An 18,130-nucleotide genomic window follows, 5' to 3' on the forward strand; every position below is an offset into this window, starting at 1 on the left:
GATGGCATGGTATCGTCGTCGTCACTTGCAGGCATTGCAACACGCTATGTCAGGCACACCACTTCATTCCTTGCCGCTCCGCAGATCTGGTGCATGGCAATCCGGCCTCGGATCTTGTGACGACACCATCCAGGAGTGCGTGAATGAAAAGCGTGAATGCCATTGGGAGAGACAGGCATGTCGTATTACCTCTACTGGGGCAAGGCGATACCGGCGGACGGAGGCGATAGCTGCCATCTTCTGCCCTATCACAGTCTGGATGTGGCGGCAGCGGGCTGGCTTTTGTTGGCTCCCGAGCGGCCACTGACCCGGTTGCTGGCGGCGCGGCTCGATTTGCCGCCTGAAGGGCTGCGTCGATTCCTGGTATTTCTCTTGGGGCTGCATGATCTGGGTAAGTTTGCGCGAGCCTTTCAGGGTGTGGCCCGGCCGCAAGGCGGCGAACTGGTGTCTCCGATAGAGCGACTGGCCTATACCGAACGACACGATCGTCTGGGCGCATTGCTGTGGCAGGCGTCCTGGATCGAGTGGCTGCGGGACGGCACGCTGCGTTGGCCGGACTGCGACCTCGACCGCAAGACACGCCAGCAACTCAGCGAGACCCTTCGCGCCGTGCTGGCACCGATGTTCGGACATCACGGCCAGCCCGTCGGGGCGGGTCGGCTTGAGCTGGCAGATTTTTTCGGTGATGACTGCAGTGCATCAGATTGTGAGGCTGCGCGCCAGTTTGTCGCGGACTGGGCCACACTGCTCGATCCCAACTGGCCGGTTCAGCACCTTGTCTCACCGGAATGGCGGGAAGCCTTTCTCGCACTGAGTTGGACAATCGCTGGCTGGGCCACCCTAAGTGACTGGCTGGGCTCGAATCGAGATCATTTCGAGTATCGCCAAGATGAGATGCCACTGGATGATTACTGGCCACTGGCCCTCGAACGCGCTCAGCTATCGCTCCAACAGTCCGGCTTTGCCGATCCTCCCAAGCCGGTGGCCTATACCGGCCTGTCCCATTGGTTCGGCGGCGAGTCGGTGACGCCAACTCCACTGCAGCGCGAAGCCGAAACCCTGACTATCGGGCAAGGTCCCCAGCTCTTCATCCTTGAGGACGTGACAGGTTCCGGCAAGACAGAGGCGGCCTGCATTCTCAGCCAGCGTCTTCTTGCGGCGGGACATGGCGAGGGGTTGTACTTCGCCCTGCCGACCATGGCGACCTCCAATGCCATGTACGAGCGACTGGGGAACCTGCATCAACGTTTCTATGCCGCGAAGTCTCGCCCTTCCTTCGTGCTGGCTCATGGCGCCCGCGATCTGAACGACACCTTCGTGAATTCCGTGGCCTTGGAGCAGCCTGAAGACCAGAATTACGCCGCCGATGACATCACGGCGACGACATATTGCAATCGCTGGTTGGCCGATTCGCGCAAGAAGTCTCTGTTGGCCGATGTGGGGGTCGGCACCATCGATCAGGCACTGATGGGGCTGTTGCCGTTTCGGCATCAGTCGCTCCGCCTCTATGGTCTGGCGCGCAAGGTGCTGATTGTTGATGAGGTGCATGCCTATGACCATTACATGCAGACCCTTTTGCAGCAGTTGCTGACCCATCACGCCCGTCAGGGCGGGAGTGCCATCCTGCTTACGGCCACCCTGCCACACGGCATGCGCGAGGAACTGGCTGTGGCGTGGCGCCAGGGGTTGGGGCAGCCCCCGGCCTCGATGCGGGAACAGGCGTTCCCGCTGTTGACCCAGATCGATCATGACTCGGTGCGGGAAGTCCCGCTGTCCACGCGTCCCGAGGTGGCGCGCGAGGTGGGTGTCCGTTGGCTGACAACCGAGGAGCAGGCGTTCGAGACGGTGATGGCGGCGGTGGAGGCAGGGGAGTGCGTTGCCTGGGTGCGCAACACCGTGGATGACGCCATTCGGGCCTTCGAGCAGCTGCGCGCGCGCCATCCTGACCCAGAGCGCTGCTTGCTCTTCCACAGCCGTTTCGCGATGACAGACCGTCAGCGAATTGAGTCGGATGTGATCGGGCGGCTGGGCAAGGCATCCAACCCTGATCAGCGACGCGGCCAGGTGCTGATCAGTACGCAGGTCTTCCAGGAATCACTGGATTGCGATGTTGACTACATGGTCAGTGATCTCGCACCGATCGACCTGCTGATTCAGCGGGCCGGGCGTCTTCAGCGCCATACACGTGGCTCGCGTCGTCAACCCTTGCTCGCCATTCTTGCACCGGAATGGAGCGACACGCCGGATGCCCAGTGGCTGAAGCGTACCTTGCCGGGCACTCAGGCGGTCTATCGCGATACCTCTCTATTGTGGCTGACGCAGCGCGTGTTGCGCGAGCTCGGAGCAATCCGTATGCCCGAGGAGGCGCGGACCCTGATCGAGAGCGTCTATGGGTCGGTTGCGGACCTGGTGCCGGATGGTCTGCTGGATGCGCGTTTCGAGCAGCATGGCATGAGGCGCCACGCGGTCTCCATGGCGAGCTTCAATGTCCTGTCGCTGGAGCAGGGCTACCTTCGTCATCCCGATTTTGATCAGTGGCAGGAAGAACAGGAGATCGGGACGCGCCTAGTCGATGAGCCGACGGTCAACGTCGTTTTGCTCAAGCATCGCGAAGATGGCGAGCTGACGCTCTGGGCAGAGGGGCAGCGTCACGCCGACATGCTCAGCCAGGTCAAGCTGCGCCAGAGCCAGGCTGAAAAACTGGCGGGCTTGTCCTGCGACTGCCAGCCCCAGTGGGAGGCCCTTCAAGAGCAATCCAAGGCGCTGCGCTTTACCCAGCCATGGCTGGTCGAAGCCGATACTGCTTGCACCTATGACGGTGGATGGGGCGTGGTGTTTTCAAAGGACGGGAATCCCCGCTGACGCGGGGAACGAGCCAAAGAGTTGCTTTGAACCGGTTCATCACCGCGAAGGCGGTGAACGGGGGATTCATTATCGCTCAGGTTGACAGGATCCTCCAGGTGGGTTAAATGTGACTCTGATGTGTAATGCATGAAGAATTGATATGAACCTTCATGTCTTTTGAGGAGCAAGGAACGACGATGAATCTATTGACGGCATGTTGGCTGCCTTTTCGTACTCGGGATGGAACCACAACCTACCGTGCGCCCAGCGCGGTGGCCGACCCGGAGGTGATTGACCTCGCTTTGCCCCGGGCCGATTTCCAGGGGGCCGCCCATCAGTTCCTGATCGGCCTCTTGCAGACCGCGCTGCCACCGCAGGATCACGGCGACTGGCTGGATCGTTTTATCGAGCCGCCGAGTATCGCTGAACTGGAGAGCATCTTTGCGCCTTTCAACGCAGCCTTCGAGCTGGATGGTGAGAGAGCGCGGTTCATGCAGGATCTCGATCCACTCAAGGACGTCAAGGAGACCACAGTCAGTGGCCTGTTGATCGACTCCCCCGGGGCGAACGGTGTCAAGAACAATACCGACTTCTTCGTGAAGCGCGGGCGTGTCGATGCGATGTGCGAAGACTGCTCGGCGTTGGCGTTGTTCACCATGCAAATCAATGCACCGGCCGGTGGGGCAGGCATTCGCGTCGGCCTGAGGGGAGGCGGGCCGCTGACTACGCTGGTGCTGCCCGAATTGCCCGATGCCAGCCTGTGGTCTCGCCTGTGGTTGAACGTGCTGACGCCCAAGGCGCTGACGCGATCCGGGCAGACATGGAAGGCGCCACGCGCCGATGACGACACCTTGTTTCTGTGGATGGCATCGACCCGGGTCAGCGACAAGAAAGGCACGGAAGTGCTGCCCGATAGCATGCATCCGCTCCATCCCTACTGGTCGATGCCCCGTCGCTTCCGGTTGCTTTTCGAGGATGCGTCGTGTCGCTGCGACATCTGCGGACGGGAAACCACACGCGCCGTACGTCACATCCGCGCCAAGAAGCAAGGCACCAACTACGACGGGCCCTGGCTGCACCCGCTGACTCCTTACCGCCGTGATCCCAAGAAACCTTCAGAGCCGCCGCTGTCCACCAAGGGGCAGCCGGGCGGCTTGGGTTATCAGCACTGGTCGAACCTGGTATTGCACGATGCCGATACCAGCGGCGCGCTACCGGCTCTGGTGGTGCAGGATTACATCGCCGGCAAGGTGCCGGTCGTCGACGAGGAGCGCCGCTTCGGTGAAGAGATCGCCGCCCTGCTCAAGCATACCCGCTTGTGGGCGTTCGGCCATGACATGGACAACATGAAGCCGCGCGGCTGGTACAGCGTCGAGATGCCGCTGGTGGCCGTGCCCCCTGCCCAGCAGGAAAGACTGCGTACCTGGGTGCAACAGTGCACTGAATTGGCTCGCCAGGTGGCCTGGATGGTGCGTGCCCAGGTCAAGAACGCCTGGTTCGCCCGCCCTTCCGATGCCAAGGGCGATATGAGCCATATCGACCTGCAGTTCTATGACGCCACCCAGGGTGCCTTCTTTCATGCATTGCACGCTTTCCAGCAGGCGCTGACGGAGGTCGATGACACCCCGCGCCTGCCTTCCGGGGTGGCTGAGGCGTGGTATTTCACGCTGAAACATGAAGCCTTGGCCCTATTCGAGGAGCAAGCGTTGAGTGGTGCGCTGGAAGCCGTCGACCTGCAGCGGGCCACTGCGGCAAGGCGTCAGTTGCTGAATTTTCTGGCCGGGCGCAGCAAGGGCAGCAAGGTCATCCGTCAATTTGCCGAGACCGGTGGCTTCGTCTTGAGCGCCAAGCCGGCAACTACCGAAGAGAGTGTGTCATGAGTGAAACGGAACTCGCACCCCCAGCAGAGCCGCCACCACGCGTGCCCGAGCGGCTGTATGCCATCGAACGTCGAGAAGCCGATGCCTTGCGGCGCTGGTGGCGGCGCTTGACGCTGTCCACCGATGCGTTGAAGGCCCATACCGACGCTCCCCCCTGGCCCAAAGGGATGCGGGCGGCATTGCGACGTTGCGACACCATTGAGGCGGCCATGCTCACAGAGGCTTTCCGCCACCTGTGGCGCTGGTTGCCGGCACAAGACGAACAGCCAGACCACCTGCGTGATCAGCGCTTGCAGGTCTGGACCTGTATCGCCCTGGTCGTGGCTGAGCTTCGCGAGGAACAGCCCAGGATGCCGCTTGGCGCCGGTCTCGGTCGGCATAAGCGCGAAACCGGTAAGCCGTGCATGAGCGAGCTGCGCTTCCAGCAACTGATGACCGCGGGCACGCCGGAGGAACTGGTGCAACGCCTGCGCCGTGCCCTGGCGCTGATCGACAAGCGTGGTGTCAGCATTGTGCATCTCGCCGACAACATCGCGCTCTGGTGGCGCGAATATCAGGGCGGGGCATCGCCCCAACCTACCCGGCGTCTGGGGTTTGTGTGGGCCAATGACTATTTCGGCGCCACGGCCGGCTATCGACAAGACAACGAGTGATCCGTTCACCACACAGGGAGCCAAGTAATGAGCCACTTCATCCAACTGCATCTGTTGACCGCCTATCCGCCGGCGAACCTCAACCGTGACGACCTGGGGCGACCCAAGACCGCCATCATGGGCGGTGCCAAGCGACTGCGAGTGTCATCTCAGAGCCTGAAGCGCACCTGGCGCACCTCGGCAGTATTCGAGGAGGCGGTAGGGCAGCATCGTGGCATGCGCACCAAGCGCGTGGGTATCGAGGCGGAAAAGCGCTTGAGGGAAAAGGGCGTTAAGGAGAAAGACGCCCGCGCCTGGGCAACGGACATCGCCAAGGTCTTCGGTGATGTGGCCAAGGGCGAACTGGAAACCAGCCAGCTGGTCCACGTTGGCCCCGAGGAGCAAGCCGCCGTCGATGCCCTGGTCGAAAAGCTGGCCTATGAGAATCGCGCGCCGGAGCAGGAGGATCTCGACCTGCTCCGCCATAAGCCGTCTGCCGTGGATATTGCACTGTTTGGCCGCATGCTGGCGGCGTCCCCGGCCTTCAACGTCGATGCAGCCTGCCAAGTCGCCCACGCGATCACCGTGCATGCCGCCGAGGTGGAGGACGACTACTTCACGGCCGTGGACGATCTGAATGCCGGTGACGAGCATCGAGGTGCAGCTCACGTGGGAGAGGCCGGTTTTGGTGCTGGCCTGTTTTACAGCTATGTGTGTATCGATCGGCGGCAGCTGATAGAGAATCTCAAGGGGGATGATGTCCTGTCGGATCGCGCCATTGCGGCCCTGGTGGAAGCTGCCGTGAAGACCTCGCCGAAGGGCAAGCAGAACAGTTTTGGCTCCCGCGCTCATGCCAGCTACGTGCTGGCCGAGAAGGGCGACCAGCAGCCGCGTTCGCTCTCGGCCGCCTTTCTTCGCCCTATCTCGGGACAGGACCAGGCGCGGGATGCCATCACACGTCTGGAGCGTCAGGCGCAGGCCTTCGACGATGCCTATGGGCCAGGCGCCGAGCAACGCTTCGTCGTGGCCGCCGACCCCGACTACCGGGAACCATGCCTATCCGGAAAAGTGGCCATGGGGAACCTCCCTGAACTGATCGATTTTCTCTCCATCGAGCAGTAAGGAGCGGTCATGACGGAGTATCTGGTCTTTCGGCTCTATGCGCCGCTCGCAAGCTGGGGCGAGGCGGCGGTGGGCGAGTCACGCCCTACAGCCACTTATCCGGGGCGAAGCGCCATCATCGGGCTACTCGGCGCAGCGTTGGGGGTGCGTCGGGATGATGATGAGGGTCAACGCCAACTGCGCGATAGTGTCGCTATCGCCATCAAGCAGCGCTCTCCCGGCAGCTTGATGCGCGATTACCACACCGTGCAGGTGCCGGCGTCGCAAGCCAAGGTGACCTACCGCACCCGGCGGGACGAATTGAGCGCACCACGCAGGGTCATCAATACCATCCTCTCCAGCCGTGATTACCGCTGCGACGGGCTCTGGACGGTTGCCGTCTGGTTGACACCGCAGGCAGAGCTGACGCTCGAACAACTGGAGCAGGCACTCAAGGCACCGCATTTTCCGCTCTACCTGGGGCGCAAGTCGTGCCCACCGGCGGCTCCACTGGCACCACGTCGGGAAGTCTCCGCCCTGCTGCAAGATGTTCTCGATGCAGGCTTTCCTCCACTATGCGGAACGGATGAGGGTGACGAGAGCAGGGCCCTGAGATTGCCGGAAAGCGCGCTCTATGCCTGGGAAGGCGCCGCCGATGCTCTGGACGGCAATGGTCAGGGCGTGGAGTCCAGCGAGGTATGGGATATGCCTTTGAATCGCCGCCGTTGGCAGTTCGGGCCGCGCGCCGAATACCGCCGTGTGGTACGGGCAAGGGAGGAACGCTGATGTACCTTTCTCGTGTAGTTGTCGATCTCAACGGCCTCTCTCGGGGGACCTTGTTCGAAATCATGGGGGGCGGCGCCTATGGTGCCCACCAACTGCTCTGGCGGTTATTCCCGGATCACCAAGGCCCACGGCCCTTCCTGTTCCGCCAGGAAATGGAAGAGCCCGAGGGCGATGGAGCACCGCGAGGTTTGCCGTTGTTCTATGTGCTGTCCGATCGCGAGCCGGTGCCGGTTTCTGGCTTGCTCGAGGCGCAGTGCAAGCAGTTATCGCCGGCACTGGAAGTCGGTGATCAACTCGCTTTTCGCCTGCGGGCCAACCCTACCGTGGCCAAGTCGGTGGCAGGTGAGCGGGGGCGGCGTGCCGATGTCTTGATGGCGGCCAAGTACCCCTTTGAGGCTGGCAAGGCTCGGACCAGCCAGGCCTGCACTGAGGCGATGGATCATGCCGCGCGTGGGTGGCTGGCCGAGCGCGCCGAATCCTGGGGATTCCGGTTGCCGGCAGAACCCGAAGTGGGCGCCTATCGTCAGCATGCCTTGCCCAAGGAAAAAGGTCGATCCATCCGCTTTTCCAGCGTCGACTATGAAGGCCTGCTGGAGGTCTCTGACCCGGGTCGATTGATCGAAACGCTGGCCCAGGGCATTGGACGAGCCAAAGCGTTTGGCTGCGGGTTGCTGCTGTTACGCCGTCCCTGATTGTCACCCGGTAAGGAGGCCGAGATGGGATACATTCCGCTCAAACCCATCCCCGAGAAAGACCGCATGTCGATGATCTTCATTCGCAAGGGGCAGATCGACGTGCGTGACGGAGCCTTTGTCGTCATCGATGAGGTGAACGGCGAGCGCATGCATATTCCGGTCGGTTCGGTGGCCTGCCTGTTGCTGGAGCCCGGCACGCGAATCTCCCATGCTGCCGTCAAACTGGCATCGGTCGTCGGGACCCTGCTGATCTGGGTCGGTGATGCAGGGGTTCGCCTCTACAGCGCCGGTCAGCCTGGTGGGGCACGCTCTGACAGGCTGCTCTATCAGGCGCAGTTGGCGCTGGATGATCAGCTGCGCTTGAAGGTCGTGCGCAAGATGTTCGAGCTGCGTTTCGGTGAGCCTCCGCCCTTGCGGCGTAGCGTGGATCAACTCCGAGGCATGGAAGGCGCTCGGGTCCGCAAGACCTATCAGCTGCTCGCCAAGCAGTATGGTGTCAAATGGCATGGAAGGCGCTACGACCCGAATCAGTGGGATGCCTCGGACGTGGCCAATCAGTGCCTGTCTGCTGCAACGGCTTGCCTGTATGGCATCACCGAGGCGGCGATCCTGGCGGCGGGGTATGCGCCGGCAATCGGCTTCCTGCATACCGGAAAGCCCCAGAGCTTCGTCTATGATATCGCGGATATCGTAAAATTCGAGACGGTGGTTCCCGCTGCCTTTGGGGTCGCGAAGAGGAGCCCGGTGGCACCTGAACGCGAGGTGCGTATTGCCTGCCGTGACGCCTTCAAGAAGACAAAACTGTTGCAGCGCCTGATTCCGATGATCGAGGAGGTGCTGGCGGCTGGCGAGATTGATCCACCTCTTCCGGCGCCCGAGGCCATGCCACCGGCGATTCCCGAGCCGGAGTCCATCGGCGACCAGGGACACCGGAGCAAATGATATGGCGATGCTGGTTGTGGTAACCGAGGCGGTGCCGCCGCGCCTGCGCGGGCGGCTGGCCGTGTGGTTGCTGGAGATTCGCGCCGGCGTCTATGTTGGCGATGTTAGCAAGCGCGTACGCGAGATGATCTGGGAGCAGGTCGATGCCCTGGCCGACGATGGCAATGTCGCCATGGCTTGGGCCAGCAACCATGAGTCCGGTTTCGAGTTCCAGACCTATGGCTCCAACCGACGTGAGGCGATCGATCACGATGGGCTAAGGTTGGTGAAATTTCTGCCCCCTCAGTCAACTGATTGATTTGCCTAGATATTTAACAATTCGGTCTGGTTAAAAAGTAAGCTAAATTGCTGGTGGAAATTCCCCCGGCGATTTTCTTCTTTGTAAACAGGTGGCTACAATTGGTCCGTTCCCCGCAGGCGCGGGGATGACCCGATGATCCGGTTGGCGGTCATGCCATTGCGCTGCCGTTCCCCGCAGGCGCGGGGATGACCCCCACTCAGGGCCAGCGCAGCGGCGACACAAAACCCGTTCCCCGCAGGCGCGGGGATGACCCGTAAAAATTTCATCCTCCCCCCCCAAAAAAAAGCCGTTCCCCGCAGGCGCGGGGATGACCCGGGGCCGCCCAGCGCCATGCCGGCGATGGAGCCCCGTTCCCCGCAGGCGCGGGGATGACCCGCCCGTTCGATACGGGTGGACCCTTCTCCTGGGCCGTTCCCCGCAGGCGCGGGGATGACCCGTCCACCGTCACCCGCTGGGGCCAGGCTGGGCTCCGTTCCCCGCAGGCGCGGGGATGACCCGCCAGTAGATGACTGGCCACCTGGGCACGGAATCCGTTCCCCGCAGGCGCGGGGATGACCCGACCGAGGTGGCCGAGCCGACGTGCAGCCACTGCCGTTCCCCGCAGGCGCGGGGATGACCCGTTCGGGGCCAGGGCGACGTCGTCTTCCATCTGCCGTTCCCCGCAGGCGCGGGGATGACCCGGGCACGCCCGGGCCGCCGACGCCCTTGGTCGCCCGTTCCCCGCAGGCGCGGGGATGACCCGCACCAGGTGGTCGGCCCGGCCTCCTCGATCCTCCGTTCCCCGCAGGCGCGGGGATGACCCGCCCAGTGACACGCCTCTGACCCCGAGCCAGCACCGTTCCCCGCAGGCGCGGGGATGACCCGCCAGCCAGCCCCTTGGTGCGCAGGGCCGCCAGCCGTTCCCCGCAGGCGCGGGGATGACCCGCGCTCCTTGAAAAGCCAGTAGATGACTGGCCACCGTTCCCCGCAGGCGCGGGGATGACCCGCTGTTGGGCTGATCCATGGCCATCGCCGACGCCCGTTCCCCGCAGGCGCGGGGATGACCCGGCCTGCTCCCGATGCACGCGGATATCACTGGCCCGTTCCCCGCAGGCGCGGGGATGACCCGTTCACCGGTGGCCGCGGGTCCGTGCAGTTCGGCCGTTCCCCGCAGGCGCGGGGATGACCCGTCAGAGATTCGTTCCGCGGAGCGTTCGATTAACCGTTCCCCGCAGGCGCGGGGATGACCCGGACGCCTCCCAGGCCACGGCGGTCAGTGACGCCCGTTCCCCGCAGGCGCGGGGATGACCCGGAGGCCAAAAGCCTGAATCTGACCCGATCCAGCCGTTCCCCGCAGGCGCGGGGATGACCCGTCCGGGTAATACTTACACCCGGACTCTTGAAACCGTTCCCCGCAGGCGCGGGGATGACCCGCACTGGATTCAGGAAAACGCGCTGATGATGGTCCGTTCCCCGCAGGCGCGGGGATGACCCGGATGCGATCAGTAGCCAACTCAGTTTCAGGCCCCGTTCCCCGCAGGCGCGGGGATGACCCGGTAATCTTTGATAAGACCAATTGAGTACAGAGCCGTTCCCCGCAGGCGCGGGGATGACCCGACCAAACAACATAGCTTTCATACACGCGCCCCCCGTTCCCCGCAGGCGCGGGGATGACCCGTTCAGGATGCTGAGGCGGCTCAGGGTCAGAGCCCGTTCCCCGCAGGCGCGGGGATGACCCGTTCCCACATGGGAGGCATCCAGGATTCAGAACCCGTTCCCCGCAGGCGCGGGGATGACCCGGTCGCGTCGAGTGGTCCGGGAATCCGTCCAGGCCGTTCCCCGCAGGCGCGGGGATGACCCGGCCTTGCAAAAGCTCCCAATCCCAGGCACCGACCGTTCCCCGCAGGCGCGGGGATGACCCGCTCACCGACTTCAACGACCTGCATCAGCACCCCCGTTCCCCGCAGGCGCGGGGATGACCCGCTCTTATGTGGGTCACGTCCGGGGGTGATCCCCCGTTCCCCGCAGGCGCGGGGATGACCCGCGGGTTGATGATGATGTCGAGGCCCGCCGGCCCCGTTCCCCGCAGGCGCGGGGATGACCCGACGCTAACAGGGTTTGAGACTCGGGAATTGATCCGTTCCCCGCAGGCGCGGGGATGACCCGCGCCTGAGCGTTGGGCATGTTGGCGAGAATATCCGTTCCCCGCAGGCGCGGGGATGACCCGATCGCTGTAGTCCTGCTCTAATTGACAGACCGCCGTTCCCCGCAGGCGCGGGGATGACCCGCCCTGGCCGGATTCGGTGTTACGAACGTCATTCCGTTCCCCGCAGGCGCGGGGATGACCCGTTACGAGTCACGTCCATGCGCGTACAGACAGCCCGTTCCCCGCAGGCGCGGGGATGACCCGACCCGTTTGCTGGCATCGGTAAATCTGCCGCTCCGTTCCCCGCAGGCGCGGGGATGACCCGTCAATGCTGAGGTTTTTGACCCTGCTGACCGGCCGTTCCCCGCAGGCGCGGGGATGACCCGCTTGTTCTTGACGTGGAACAGCTCCTGCCTGGCCGTTCCCCGCAGGCGCGGGGATGACCCGTTTCCGCTTCCGGCCCCACCTGTTGCGCCATTCCGTTCCCCGCAGGCGCGGGGATGACCCGGCCGTCTATGCCCGTCTCGGCGCACGGCCCACCCGTTCCCCGCAGGCGCGGGGATGACCCAGCTGTGGGGGACGATGTCGCCTTTGTGCGGGTCCGTTCCCCGCAGGCGCGGGGATGACCCGATCCTGAGGCATTGTTGCCCAGCGCCTGGGATCCGTTCCCCGCAGGCGCGGGGATGACCCGGTGCCCATCCCCGGCTTCACCGTCTGGCCCGACCGTTCCCCGCAGGCGCGGGGATGACCCGTCGCGACACAAGAGCCTGATATTTGAGGCTCGCCGTTCCCCGCAGGCGCGGGGATGACCCGGGTCTCGCCTGATAGACCCGCCGGGGGACGAACCGTTCCCCGCAGGCGCGGGGATGACCCGTGGAGGCATCGAGGGCGCAGAGGCAGCCGACGCCGTTCCCCGCAGGCGCGGGGATGACCCGAGCATGCGCGTTGAGCGTGTGGAGTGGGAGCGCCGTTCCCCGCAGGCGCGGGGATGACCCGACCCCTGATGAGATTCTGGAGGATATGAACGCCCGTTCCCCGCAGGCGCGGGGATGACCCGTACCCACGGTGCAGCTTGACGTGGGGCTTGCTCCGTTCCCCGCAGGCGCGGGGATGACCCGCCCGCGGACGTGATTGCCGCCATCCAGGCCGCCCGTTCCCCGCAGGCGCGGGGATGACCCGGTGGGGAATTCGACATGGTGTGTTCGGAAGGACCGTTCCCCGCAGGCGCGGGGATGACCCAAATTAATCACTGTCATTATCTCCCTGGTTGTCCCGTTCCCCGCAGGCGCGGGGATGACCCGGCCTGATTTACAAGGTCATGGGCGAGTACAGCCCGTTCCCCGCAGGCGCGGGGATGACCCGCCTTGGCTGAGAACCAGGCAATGCTGGATGCACCGTTCCCCGCAGGCGCGGGGATGACCCGCGGGCGCTAACGCGCTCCTGCAAGGGTATGAGCCGTTCCCCGCAGGCGCGGGGATGACCCGCAGGGAGCTTTTGTATGCGTGGCTCTAGGCTGCCGTTCCCCGCAGGCGCGGGGATGACCCGTTGAGATTGATTCTCAGGAATTCGAGGTTTTTCCGTTCCCCGCAGGCGCGGGGATGACCCGCTCCCGCCCATTGAGCTGGGCGCGCAGGGTGGCCGTTCCCCGCAGGCGCGGGGATGACCCGTCAGTGAAACGATCCTCGCGGGTGTGCCAGGCCCGTTCCCCGCAGGCGCGGGGATGACCCGTTTGGCCAGTTCCAGGAGCCAGCCGAGCAGATCCGTTCCCCGCAGGCGCGGGGATGACCCGCGGAAAATGTAGGCCCCGTTTCTTGCTGGGGTCCGTTCCCCGCAGGCGCGGGGATGACCCGATGTGCGCGCTTAGGCAGCGCACGGCCACTGACCGTTCCCCGCAGGCGCGGGGATGACCCGGCCTTGCCTTGCTTCTGCGCCGGGGGGTATAGCCGTTCCCCGCAGGCGCGGGGATGACCCGGTCCGCGAAATCCGGCGGCGGTACTGGCACGACCGTTCCCCGCAGGCGCGGGGATGACCCGTTCGGCTGCTCAGGCAGGAGCAGAGAGCCGCCCCGTTCCCCGCAGGCGCGGGGATGACCCGTCACTGAGCGGGTGGACAGCCAGCTGCATCGCCCGTTCCCCGCAGGCGCGGGGATGACCCGCTCCAGCAGATACCCAACTCCCCGAGGTCGACCCGTTCCCCGCAGGCGCGGGGATGACCCGCGTGCGGACCCGGACGTAAATGCCGTTCGTGTCCGTTCCCCGCAGGCGCGGGGATGACCCGTGCTGGATCCACGAGGGCCGCCTGTTCATCGACCGTTCCCCGCAGGCGCGGGGATGACCCGTGTTGCCCATCAGGGCAGCATACCGATCTTCCCCGTTCCCCGCAGGCGCGGGGATGACCCGCTGTCTGCATCTTGACCCGCGATCAGAAGATGCCGTTCCCCGCAGGCGCGGGGATGACCCGGCATCGGCGTTGACGACGATTGCGTCCTGGATCCGTTCCCCGCAGGCGCGGGGATGACCCGGTGGAATCGTGGCTAGTGGAGGAGTTTGACCGCCGTTCCCCGCAGGCGCGGGGATGACCCGGCCGTGACCGGCGAGACTGTCAGTATCATGATCCGTTCCCCGCGGGCGCGGGGATGACCCGTGGCAGAACTACGCCAGCCCGGTATGGATGGACCGTTCCCCGCAGGCGCGGGGATGACCCGCAGAATCCATTATCCAGAATGGACTGCCTGAGCCGTTCCCCGCAGGCGCGGGGATGACCCGGCCGGCGTGATCATCGCCCGGCTGGCGGAAGTCCGTTCCCCGCAGGCGCGGGGATGACCCAAAACCTCAGTCTCGAAAGTTGCAGCAAAATACCCGTTCCCCGCAGGCGCGGGGATGACCCACGCCCGAGGCAATCGACCCCAGCACGAAGTACCCGTTCCCCGCAGGCGCGGGGATGACCCGTCAGTTGATCCATGACTGACCCCCTTTCACGTCCGCAGCCCTCCTCATCCAGGAGGAGGGTGGGTGCCGTAAGACCTACGCAGCCTTTTTTTCCGCGATTCCATTGAGTTCCTTCAGGCTTTCCCGAAAACGCTCGTCCAGTTTCTGCATGGAAGCTTCCTGGGCTGCGCGCATGCCTTTACTGATCTCCCGCATGTTGACACTCATGTGCTCATAAATGGCGGCGATCAGCTCCAGGTGATGAGCGGGCAGGTCTCCGGCCTCAGCCTTGGACAGCTCCCGGGTCTTCTTGTTGACCTCCTCCATGACATCCTTCACCAGTTCCAGTTGACGCTGCATGAGCTCCCCGGCGTTCTCGACCAGGGTGCAATGAGCGGCCACCATCGCCTCCACGTTCTTGAGCTGGGCCTTAATCAACGCTTTGGTGTCCATCTGCGGCATCTGGTACTGCTTCAGCATTTGGTTCATCTGTTCCATGTAATAGTTCGGATCGAAAAGCTTCATCATCTCCGGCGCGTCGAAGAGGTTATTCTGCTCTGCCATGTGAGCTGACTCCTGTCGGGTGGGTTGTGACGGCGCCGAGCACACTTTCATGCACTCGACTCTCCGAGAATAGACGGACATCGCCGCATGTCCACACTCACTCTGCGTTTAATCTGTGGCGAACAGCACAGTTTGACCAAAAAATCACCTTAGCGCCTTCACCCCATCGACCTTTTCCAGAACCCCGCGCAGATGTTCATCCACTTCCGCGATTCATTCGGACCAACCATCGACCGGGGGCGCCGGTTGACGGTGATTTGGGGTCCGCCCTCTTCGGGCTGAAACCGTTTGGATACGACTGGACATTCTGGAAACAAGGACTATAAACCAAGCAATAGAGTATGGATTTCCCCTTTAGTCACCCACAGAAGGAGGTCGCTACGGCCCCATCAAAATGACGTCGCAGCTTCATGAGGAGTACACCCATGCACGGTGAATATCTTCGGGGCCATTGCCCTCAAAAGGGGGTGTTTGGCCAGCCCGGTCGTTTTGGCCGGATGTTTCCTCATCTGCGCTCCCTCAAGGAGCCGCATCTCCCTCAACCTGCACAACCCCATGCCCTGGGGGCCGCCGATGGCCCCATGAAAGATGATCTTGGGGATGAGGGCGACAATCCCGGCATCCCTGCCGGCTTCACCTTTTTCGGTCAGTTTGTCGACCACGACATCACCTTCGACCCCACCTCCAGCCTGGAATCCCAGAACGATCCCCAGGCATTGCGTAACTTCCGCACCCCCATGCTGGAACTGGATTCCCTGTACGGCGCAGGGCCGGCGGCCCAGCCCTACCTCTATGATGGCGAGGGCCGGTTCCTGACCTCGGCCGAGGGCGACCATGACCTCCTCAGGAATCACCGTGGCACTGCCATCATCGGTGACCCACGAAACGATGAGAATCTCATTGTCTCGCAGCTGCACCTGGCCTTTGCCAAATTCCACAACCAGGTGTTTGACGGGGAGGCAGGCCGGGATTTCGAGGAGGCCCAGAGACTCGTGCGTTGGCACTATCAGTGGATTGTCCTGCACGACTATCTGCCCCGTATCTGTGGTCAGGCGCGGGTGGAGGAAATCCTGGATCACGGGCGACGCTACTATTGGTTTGATGAAGAGCCCTACATACCGGTGGAGTTCAGCGTGGCCGCCTTCCGCTTCGGGCACAGCCAGGTGCGGGCCGGCTACCGCATCAACGCTACCGCGGGTGGGGCGCGACTGTTCCCGACCGAGGCCGATGCGCCGAGGGACGAGGGGCTCAGCGATCTTCGGGGCGGTGTGCCTGTTGCCAGGGAGCACACGGTGGACTGGTCGAGTTTTCTGGGAGATGGCCAGGATGTGCAGCCCAGTCGTCTGATCAACACCCGGCTGAATGAGTCGTTGCTCTTTCTGCCGGACTCGGTGGTACCCCCTGGCATCCCGGATGAGGCACGTTCGCTGGCCACTCGTAATCTCAAACGGGGTGCTGCCTTCTCCCTGCCGTCGGGGCAATCGGTGGCCGCCTGCATGGGCGCCGATGTGCTGAGTCAGGAGGAACTCTGGGGCCATGTGCCCGGATTGCCGACCCCCCTGCCGGTACCCGCACCGTTGTGGTACTACATCCTGCGCGAAGCCGAGGTGCGCGAGTCCGGCCAGCATCTGGGCGAGGTGGGCGGCCAGATTGTGGCTGAAGTGCTAATTGGTCTTCTGGAAGGGGATCGGGCGAGTTTCGTTAACCATGCCCCCCATTGGAGGCCCACCTTGCACTCGAAGGAAGAAGGACACTTCACACTGGAGGATCTGGTCAATATCGCTCAGCGCAGTCACCAATCCCGGGCCGCCGCCCAATCGGAATGTGCGAGCTTGTAGTCGATCTGAAAGGACACCATGGGCATGGAAGCCCGTGGCTTGATTGTCGATTCCAGCCTGTCATGGGTAGGCTCCGCCTTTCAGTTGCCGGCGGCCCTAATCCGCCTCGGCTGCTTCGGTACAGACCTGATTGCGACCGGCCTTCTTGGCTGCGTAGAGCGCCATGTCGGCGCGGCTGACAAAGGCTTCATGGCTGTCGTGTTCTTCAATATGTGAAGAGGCAAGACCGGCGCTGATGGTAATGCTGAGCGAGTGCTGGGCGATCAGGAAAGGCGTCGTTTCGATCTGCCGGCGCAGGCGCTCAATGAAACCCCGTGCCTGAGTCAGAGTGGTATCGGGCATCAGGATCAGAAACTCTTCACCGCCCCAGCGCGCGACCCAGTCGGCCTCGCGGGTACCGGCGCTGAGTACCCTGGCGACCTCCTGGAGCAGTTGATCGCCGACGAGATGACCATAGGTGTCGTTGACGCATTTGAAAAAATCGAGATCAAGGATCGCAATTGCATTTGGGCGGTGCCCCCGCTGACCTTGTGCCTGGATGCCACGGATCACATGCCACATGCCGCGTCGATTGAGCAGGTCGGTCAGCGGATCGTGGTCGGCATGGTAGGCGAGGCGCAACTCGGCCTCCTTGCGACGGTGGATGTCGATCCTCAGTCCGCTGACTGCAACGGCGACTCCCTCTGGATTGCGTTCATAGACGCGCGCGTGGTCCTGTAGCCAGATCCAGCGCCCATCGCGATGTCGAAAGCGGTACTCAGCGGTGAAGACATTCAGGCCACCATGGATGACTTCACCCGTTTGCTCGGTGAAGCCCGCCAGGTCCTCGGGATGGACGTTCGCCCGCCACCACTCGTCGGTGATGGCGATCTCTTCGGGTTGATAGCCGATCTGGGCCAGGTAACGCGCGTCTGCGAACACCTCACCGGTGGTGAAATCGGCGATATAAGTGCCGATGCCACCGGCCTCAAGGGCAAGTTCGAGCATTCGTTGCGTCTGCAAGAGTTGGAGTTCCGCGAGCTTGCTGTCATGGATATCACGACCGGCACCGATAATGGCAGTGACTTCTCCCCGCTCGTCCAGCAGGGCGGCGTCGGACCAGCCAAACCAACGCCAGCCATCCTGGGTCATGGCCCGCTGTTCCAGGTAACAGCGGTGCGGTGGGCGGTAGAGGTTCGCCATCGCAGCTTCGGTCTGGGCCTGATCATCCGGGTGCACCAAGGGCATGAAACGTTGGCCGATCAGATCCTCCTCGCGCTTCCCGAAGGTTTTGCAATAACCCGGGCTCACGTAGAGGAAGCGGCCCCCGGTATCGACCTTGACGATCAAGTCATTCTGCTGCTCGACCAGGAGGCGGTAATGGGCCTCACAGCGGGGCGGGGGGGCAGTGGATTCTTGCGATGTCTTGCCCATGGGCGGTGGTTGGCTCGGTGGACGCTGATCCATTGTGGCTTGTCCCCACTTTCGGCGCCGGCGGGAGTATGATCAACCCGCC

General features: G+C 63.5%; 11 protein-coding genes and 1 CRISPR repeat array. Of the genes, 9 read left to right on the top strand and 2 right to left on the bottom strand.

Annotated features, from left to right (window positions below; translation table 11 throughout):
- Positions 1 to 177 precede the first annotated feature (177 nt).
- The 8 genes from cas3 to cas2e all read left to right on the top strand — a co-directional run bounded on the left by cas3 (position 178) and on the right by cas2e (position 9,178).
- Positions 178 to 2,862 (top strand): CRISPR-associated helicase Cas3', encoded by a 2,685-nt coding sequence (gene cas3 / locus LQ956_RS08125; protein ID WP_238629732.1) that lies wholly within the window; start codon positions 178 to 180, stop codon positions 2,860 to 2,862.
- A 152-nt stretch (positions 2,863 to 3,014) separates the two neighbouring features.
- The gene (casA, locus tag LQ956_RS08130) at positions 3,015 to 4,724 is read left to right on the top strand and encodes a type I-E CRISPR-associated protein Cse1/CasA (protein WP_238629731.1); all 1,710 of its coding nucleotides are present in this window, start codon (positions 3,015 to 3,017) and stop codon (positions 4,722 to 4,724) included.
- On the top strand, positions 4,721 to 5,377 hold the full coding sequence (casB, locus tag LQ956_RS08135) for a type I-E CRISPR-associated protein Cse2/CasB (RefSeq protein WP_238629730.1): 657 nt from the start codon (positions 4,721 to 4,723) through the stop codon (positions 5,375 to 5,377). The genes casA and casB overlap by 4 nt, the downstream gene beginning before the upstream one ends.
- Positions 5,378 to 5,404: 27 nt before the next feature.
- On the top strand, positions 5,405 to 6,478 hold the full coding sequence (cas7e, locus tag LQ956_RS08140) for a type I-E CRISPR-associated protein Cas7/Cse4/CasC (RefSeq protein ID WP_238629729.1): 1,074 nt from the start codon (positions 5,405 to 5,407) through the stop codon (positions 6,476 to 6,478).
- Positions 6,479 to 6,487: 9 nt separating this feature from the next.
- On the top strand, positions 6,488 to 7,243 hold the full coding sequence (cas5e, locus tag LQ956_RS08145) for a type I-E CRISPR-associated protein Cas5/CasD (protein ID WP_238629728.1): 756 nt from the start codon (positions 6,488 to 6,490) through the stop codon (positions 7,241 to 7,243).
- Positions 7,243 to 7,935, top strand: coding sequence for a type I-E CRISPR-associated protein Cas6/Cse3/CasE (gene cas6e / locus LQ956_RS08150; RefSeq protein ID WP_238629727.1), 693 nt, complete (start codon positions 7,243 to 7,245; stop codon positions 7,933 to 7,935). The genes cas5e and cas6e overlap by 1 nt, the downstream gene beginning before the upstream one ends.
- Positions 7,936 to 7,959: 24 nt before the next feature.
- Complete coding sequence (gene cas1e / locus LQ956_RS08155) at positions 7,960 to 8,880, top strand: type I-E CRISPR-associated endonuclease Cas1e (RefSeq protein WP_238629726.1); 921 nt, start codon at positions 7,960 to 7,962, stop codon at positions 8,878 to 8,880.
- A 7-nt stretch (positions 8,881 to 8,887) separates the two neighbouring features.
- On the top strand, positions 8,888 to 9,178 hold the full coding sequence (cas2e, locus tag LQ956_RS08160) for a type I-E CRISPR-associated endoribonuclease Cas2e (RefSeq protein ID WP_342707673.1): 291 nt from the start codon (positions 8,888 to 8,890) through the stop codon (positions 9,176 to 9,178).
- Positions 9,179 to 9,284: 106 nt separating this feature from the next.
- Positions 9,285 to 14,254: a CRISPR direct-repeat array (repeat unit 29 nt; unit sequence CCGTTCCCCGCAGGCGCGGGGATGACCCG).
- A gap of 75 nt (positions 14,255 to 14,329) precedes the next feature.
- On the opposite strand, the gene LQ956_RS08165 is transcribed toward cas2e, so the two are convergent.
- Positions 14,330 to 14,797 (bottom strand): phasin family protein, encoded by a 468-nt coding sequence (locus LQ956_RS08165; RefSeq protein ID WP_238629725.1) that lies wholly within the window; start codon positions 14,795 to 14,797, stop codon positions 14,330 to 14,332.
- A 581-nt stretch (positions 14,798 to 15,378) separates the two neighbouring features.
- Here LQ956_RS08165 and LQ956_RS08170 point away from each other — a divergent pair.
- Positions 15,379 to 16,635 (top strand): peroxidase family protein, encoded by a 1,257-nt coding sequence (locus tag LQ956_RS08170; protein ID WP_238622659.1) that lies wholly within the window; start codon positions 15,379 to 15,381, stop codon positions 16,633 to 16,635.
- 96 nt (positions 16,636 to 16,731) lie between these two features.
- Here the strand turns inward: LQ956_RS08170 and LQ956_RS08175 are convergent, their stop codons facing one another.
- Positions 16,732 to 18,081, bottom strand: a complete 1,350-nt coding sequence (locus LQ956_RS08175; protein ID WP_347402220.1) for a sensor domain-containing diguanylate cyclase — start codon at positions 18,079 to 18,081, stop codon at positions 16,732 to 16,734.
- Positions 18,082 to 18,130 lie beyond the last annotated feature (49 nt).

The sequence above is a fragment of the Ectothiorhodospira lacustris genome (assembly GCF_022227845.1).
GTDB lineage: Bacteria > Pseudomonadota > Gammaproteobacteria > Ectothiorhodospirales > Ectothiorhodospiraceae > Ectothiorhodospira > Ectothiorhodospira lacustris.

Bases quoted from the DNA above. Each gene is read 5' to 3' on its own strand.
- cas3 (WP_238629732.1), top strand. From the start codon at position 178: ATGTCGTATTACCTCTACTGGGGCAAGGCGATACCGGCGGACGGAGGC.
- casA (WP_238629731.1), top strand. From the start codon at position 3,015: ATGTCTTTTGAGGAGCAAGGAACGACGATGAATCTATTGACGGCATGT.
- casB (WP_238629730.1), top strand. From the start codon at position 4,721: ATGAGTGAAACGGAACTCGCACCCCCAGCAGAGCCGCCACCACGCGTG.
- cas7e (WP_238629729.1), top strand. From the start codon at position 5,405: ATGAGCCACTTCATCCAACTGCATCTGTTGACCGCCTATCCGCCGGCG.
- cas5e (WP_238629728.1), top strand. From the start codon at position 6,488: ATGACGGAGTATCTGGTCTTTCGGCTCTATGCGCCGCTCGCAAGCTGG.
- cas6e (WP_238629727.1), top strand. From the start codon at position 7,243: ATGTACCTTTCTCGTGTAGTTGTCGATCTCAACGGCCTCTCTCGGGGG.
- cas1e (WP_238629726.1), top strand. From the start codon at position 7,960: ATGGGATACATTCCGCTCAAACCCATCCCCGAGAAAGACCGCATGTCG.
- cas2e (WP_342707673.1), top strand. From the start codon at position 8,888: ATGCTGGTTGTGGTAACCGAGGCGGTGCCGCCGCGCCTGCGCGGGCGG.
- LQ956_RS08165 (WP_238629725.1), bottom strand. From the start codon at position 14,797: ATGGCAGAGCAGAATAACCTCTTCGACGCGCCGGAGATGATGAAGCTT.
- LQ956_RS08170 (WP_238622659.1), top strand. From the start codon at position 15,379: ATGAAAGATGATCTTGGGGATGAGGGCGACAATCCCGGCATCCCTGCC.
- LQ956_RS08175 (WP_347402220.1), bottom strand. From the start codon at position 18,081: ATGGATCAGCGTCCACCGAGCCAACCACCGCCCATGGGCAAGACATCG.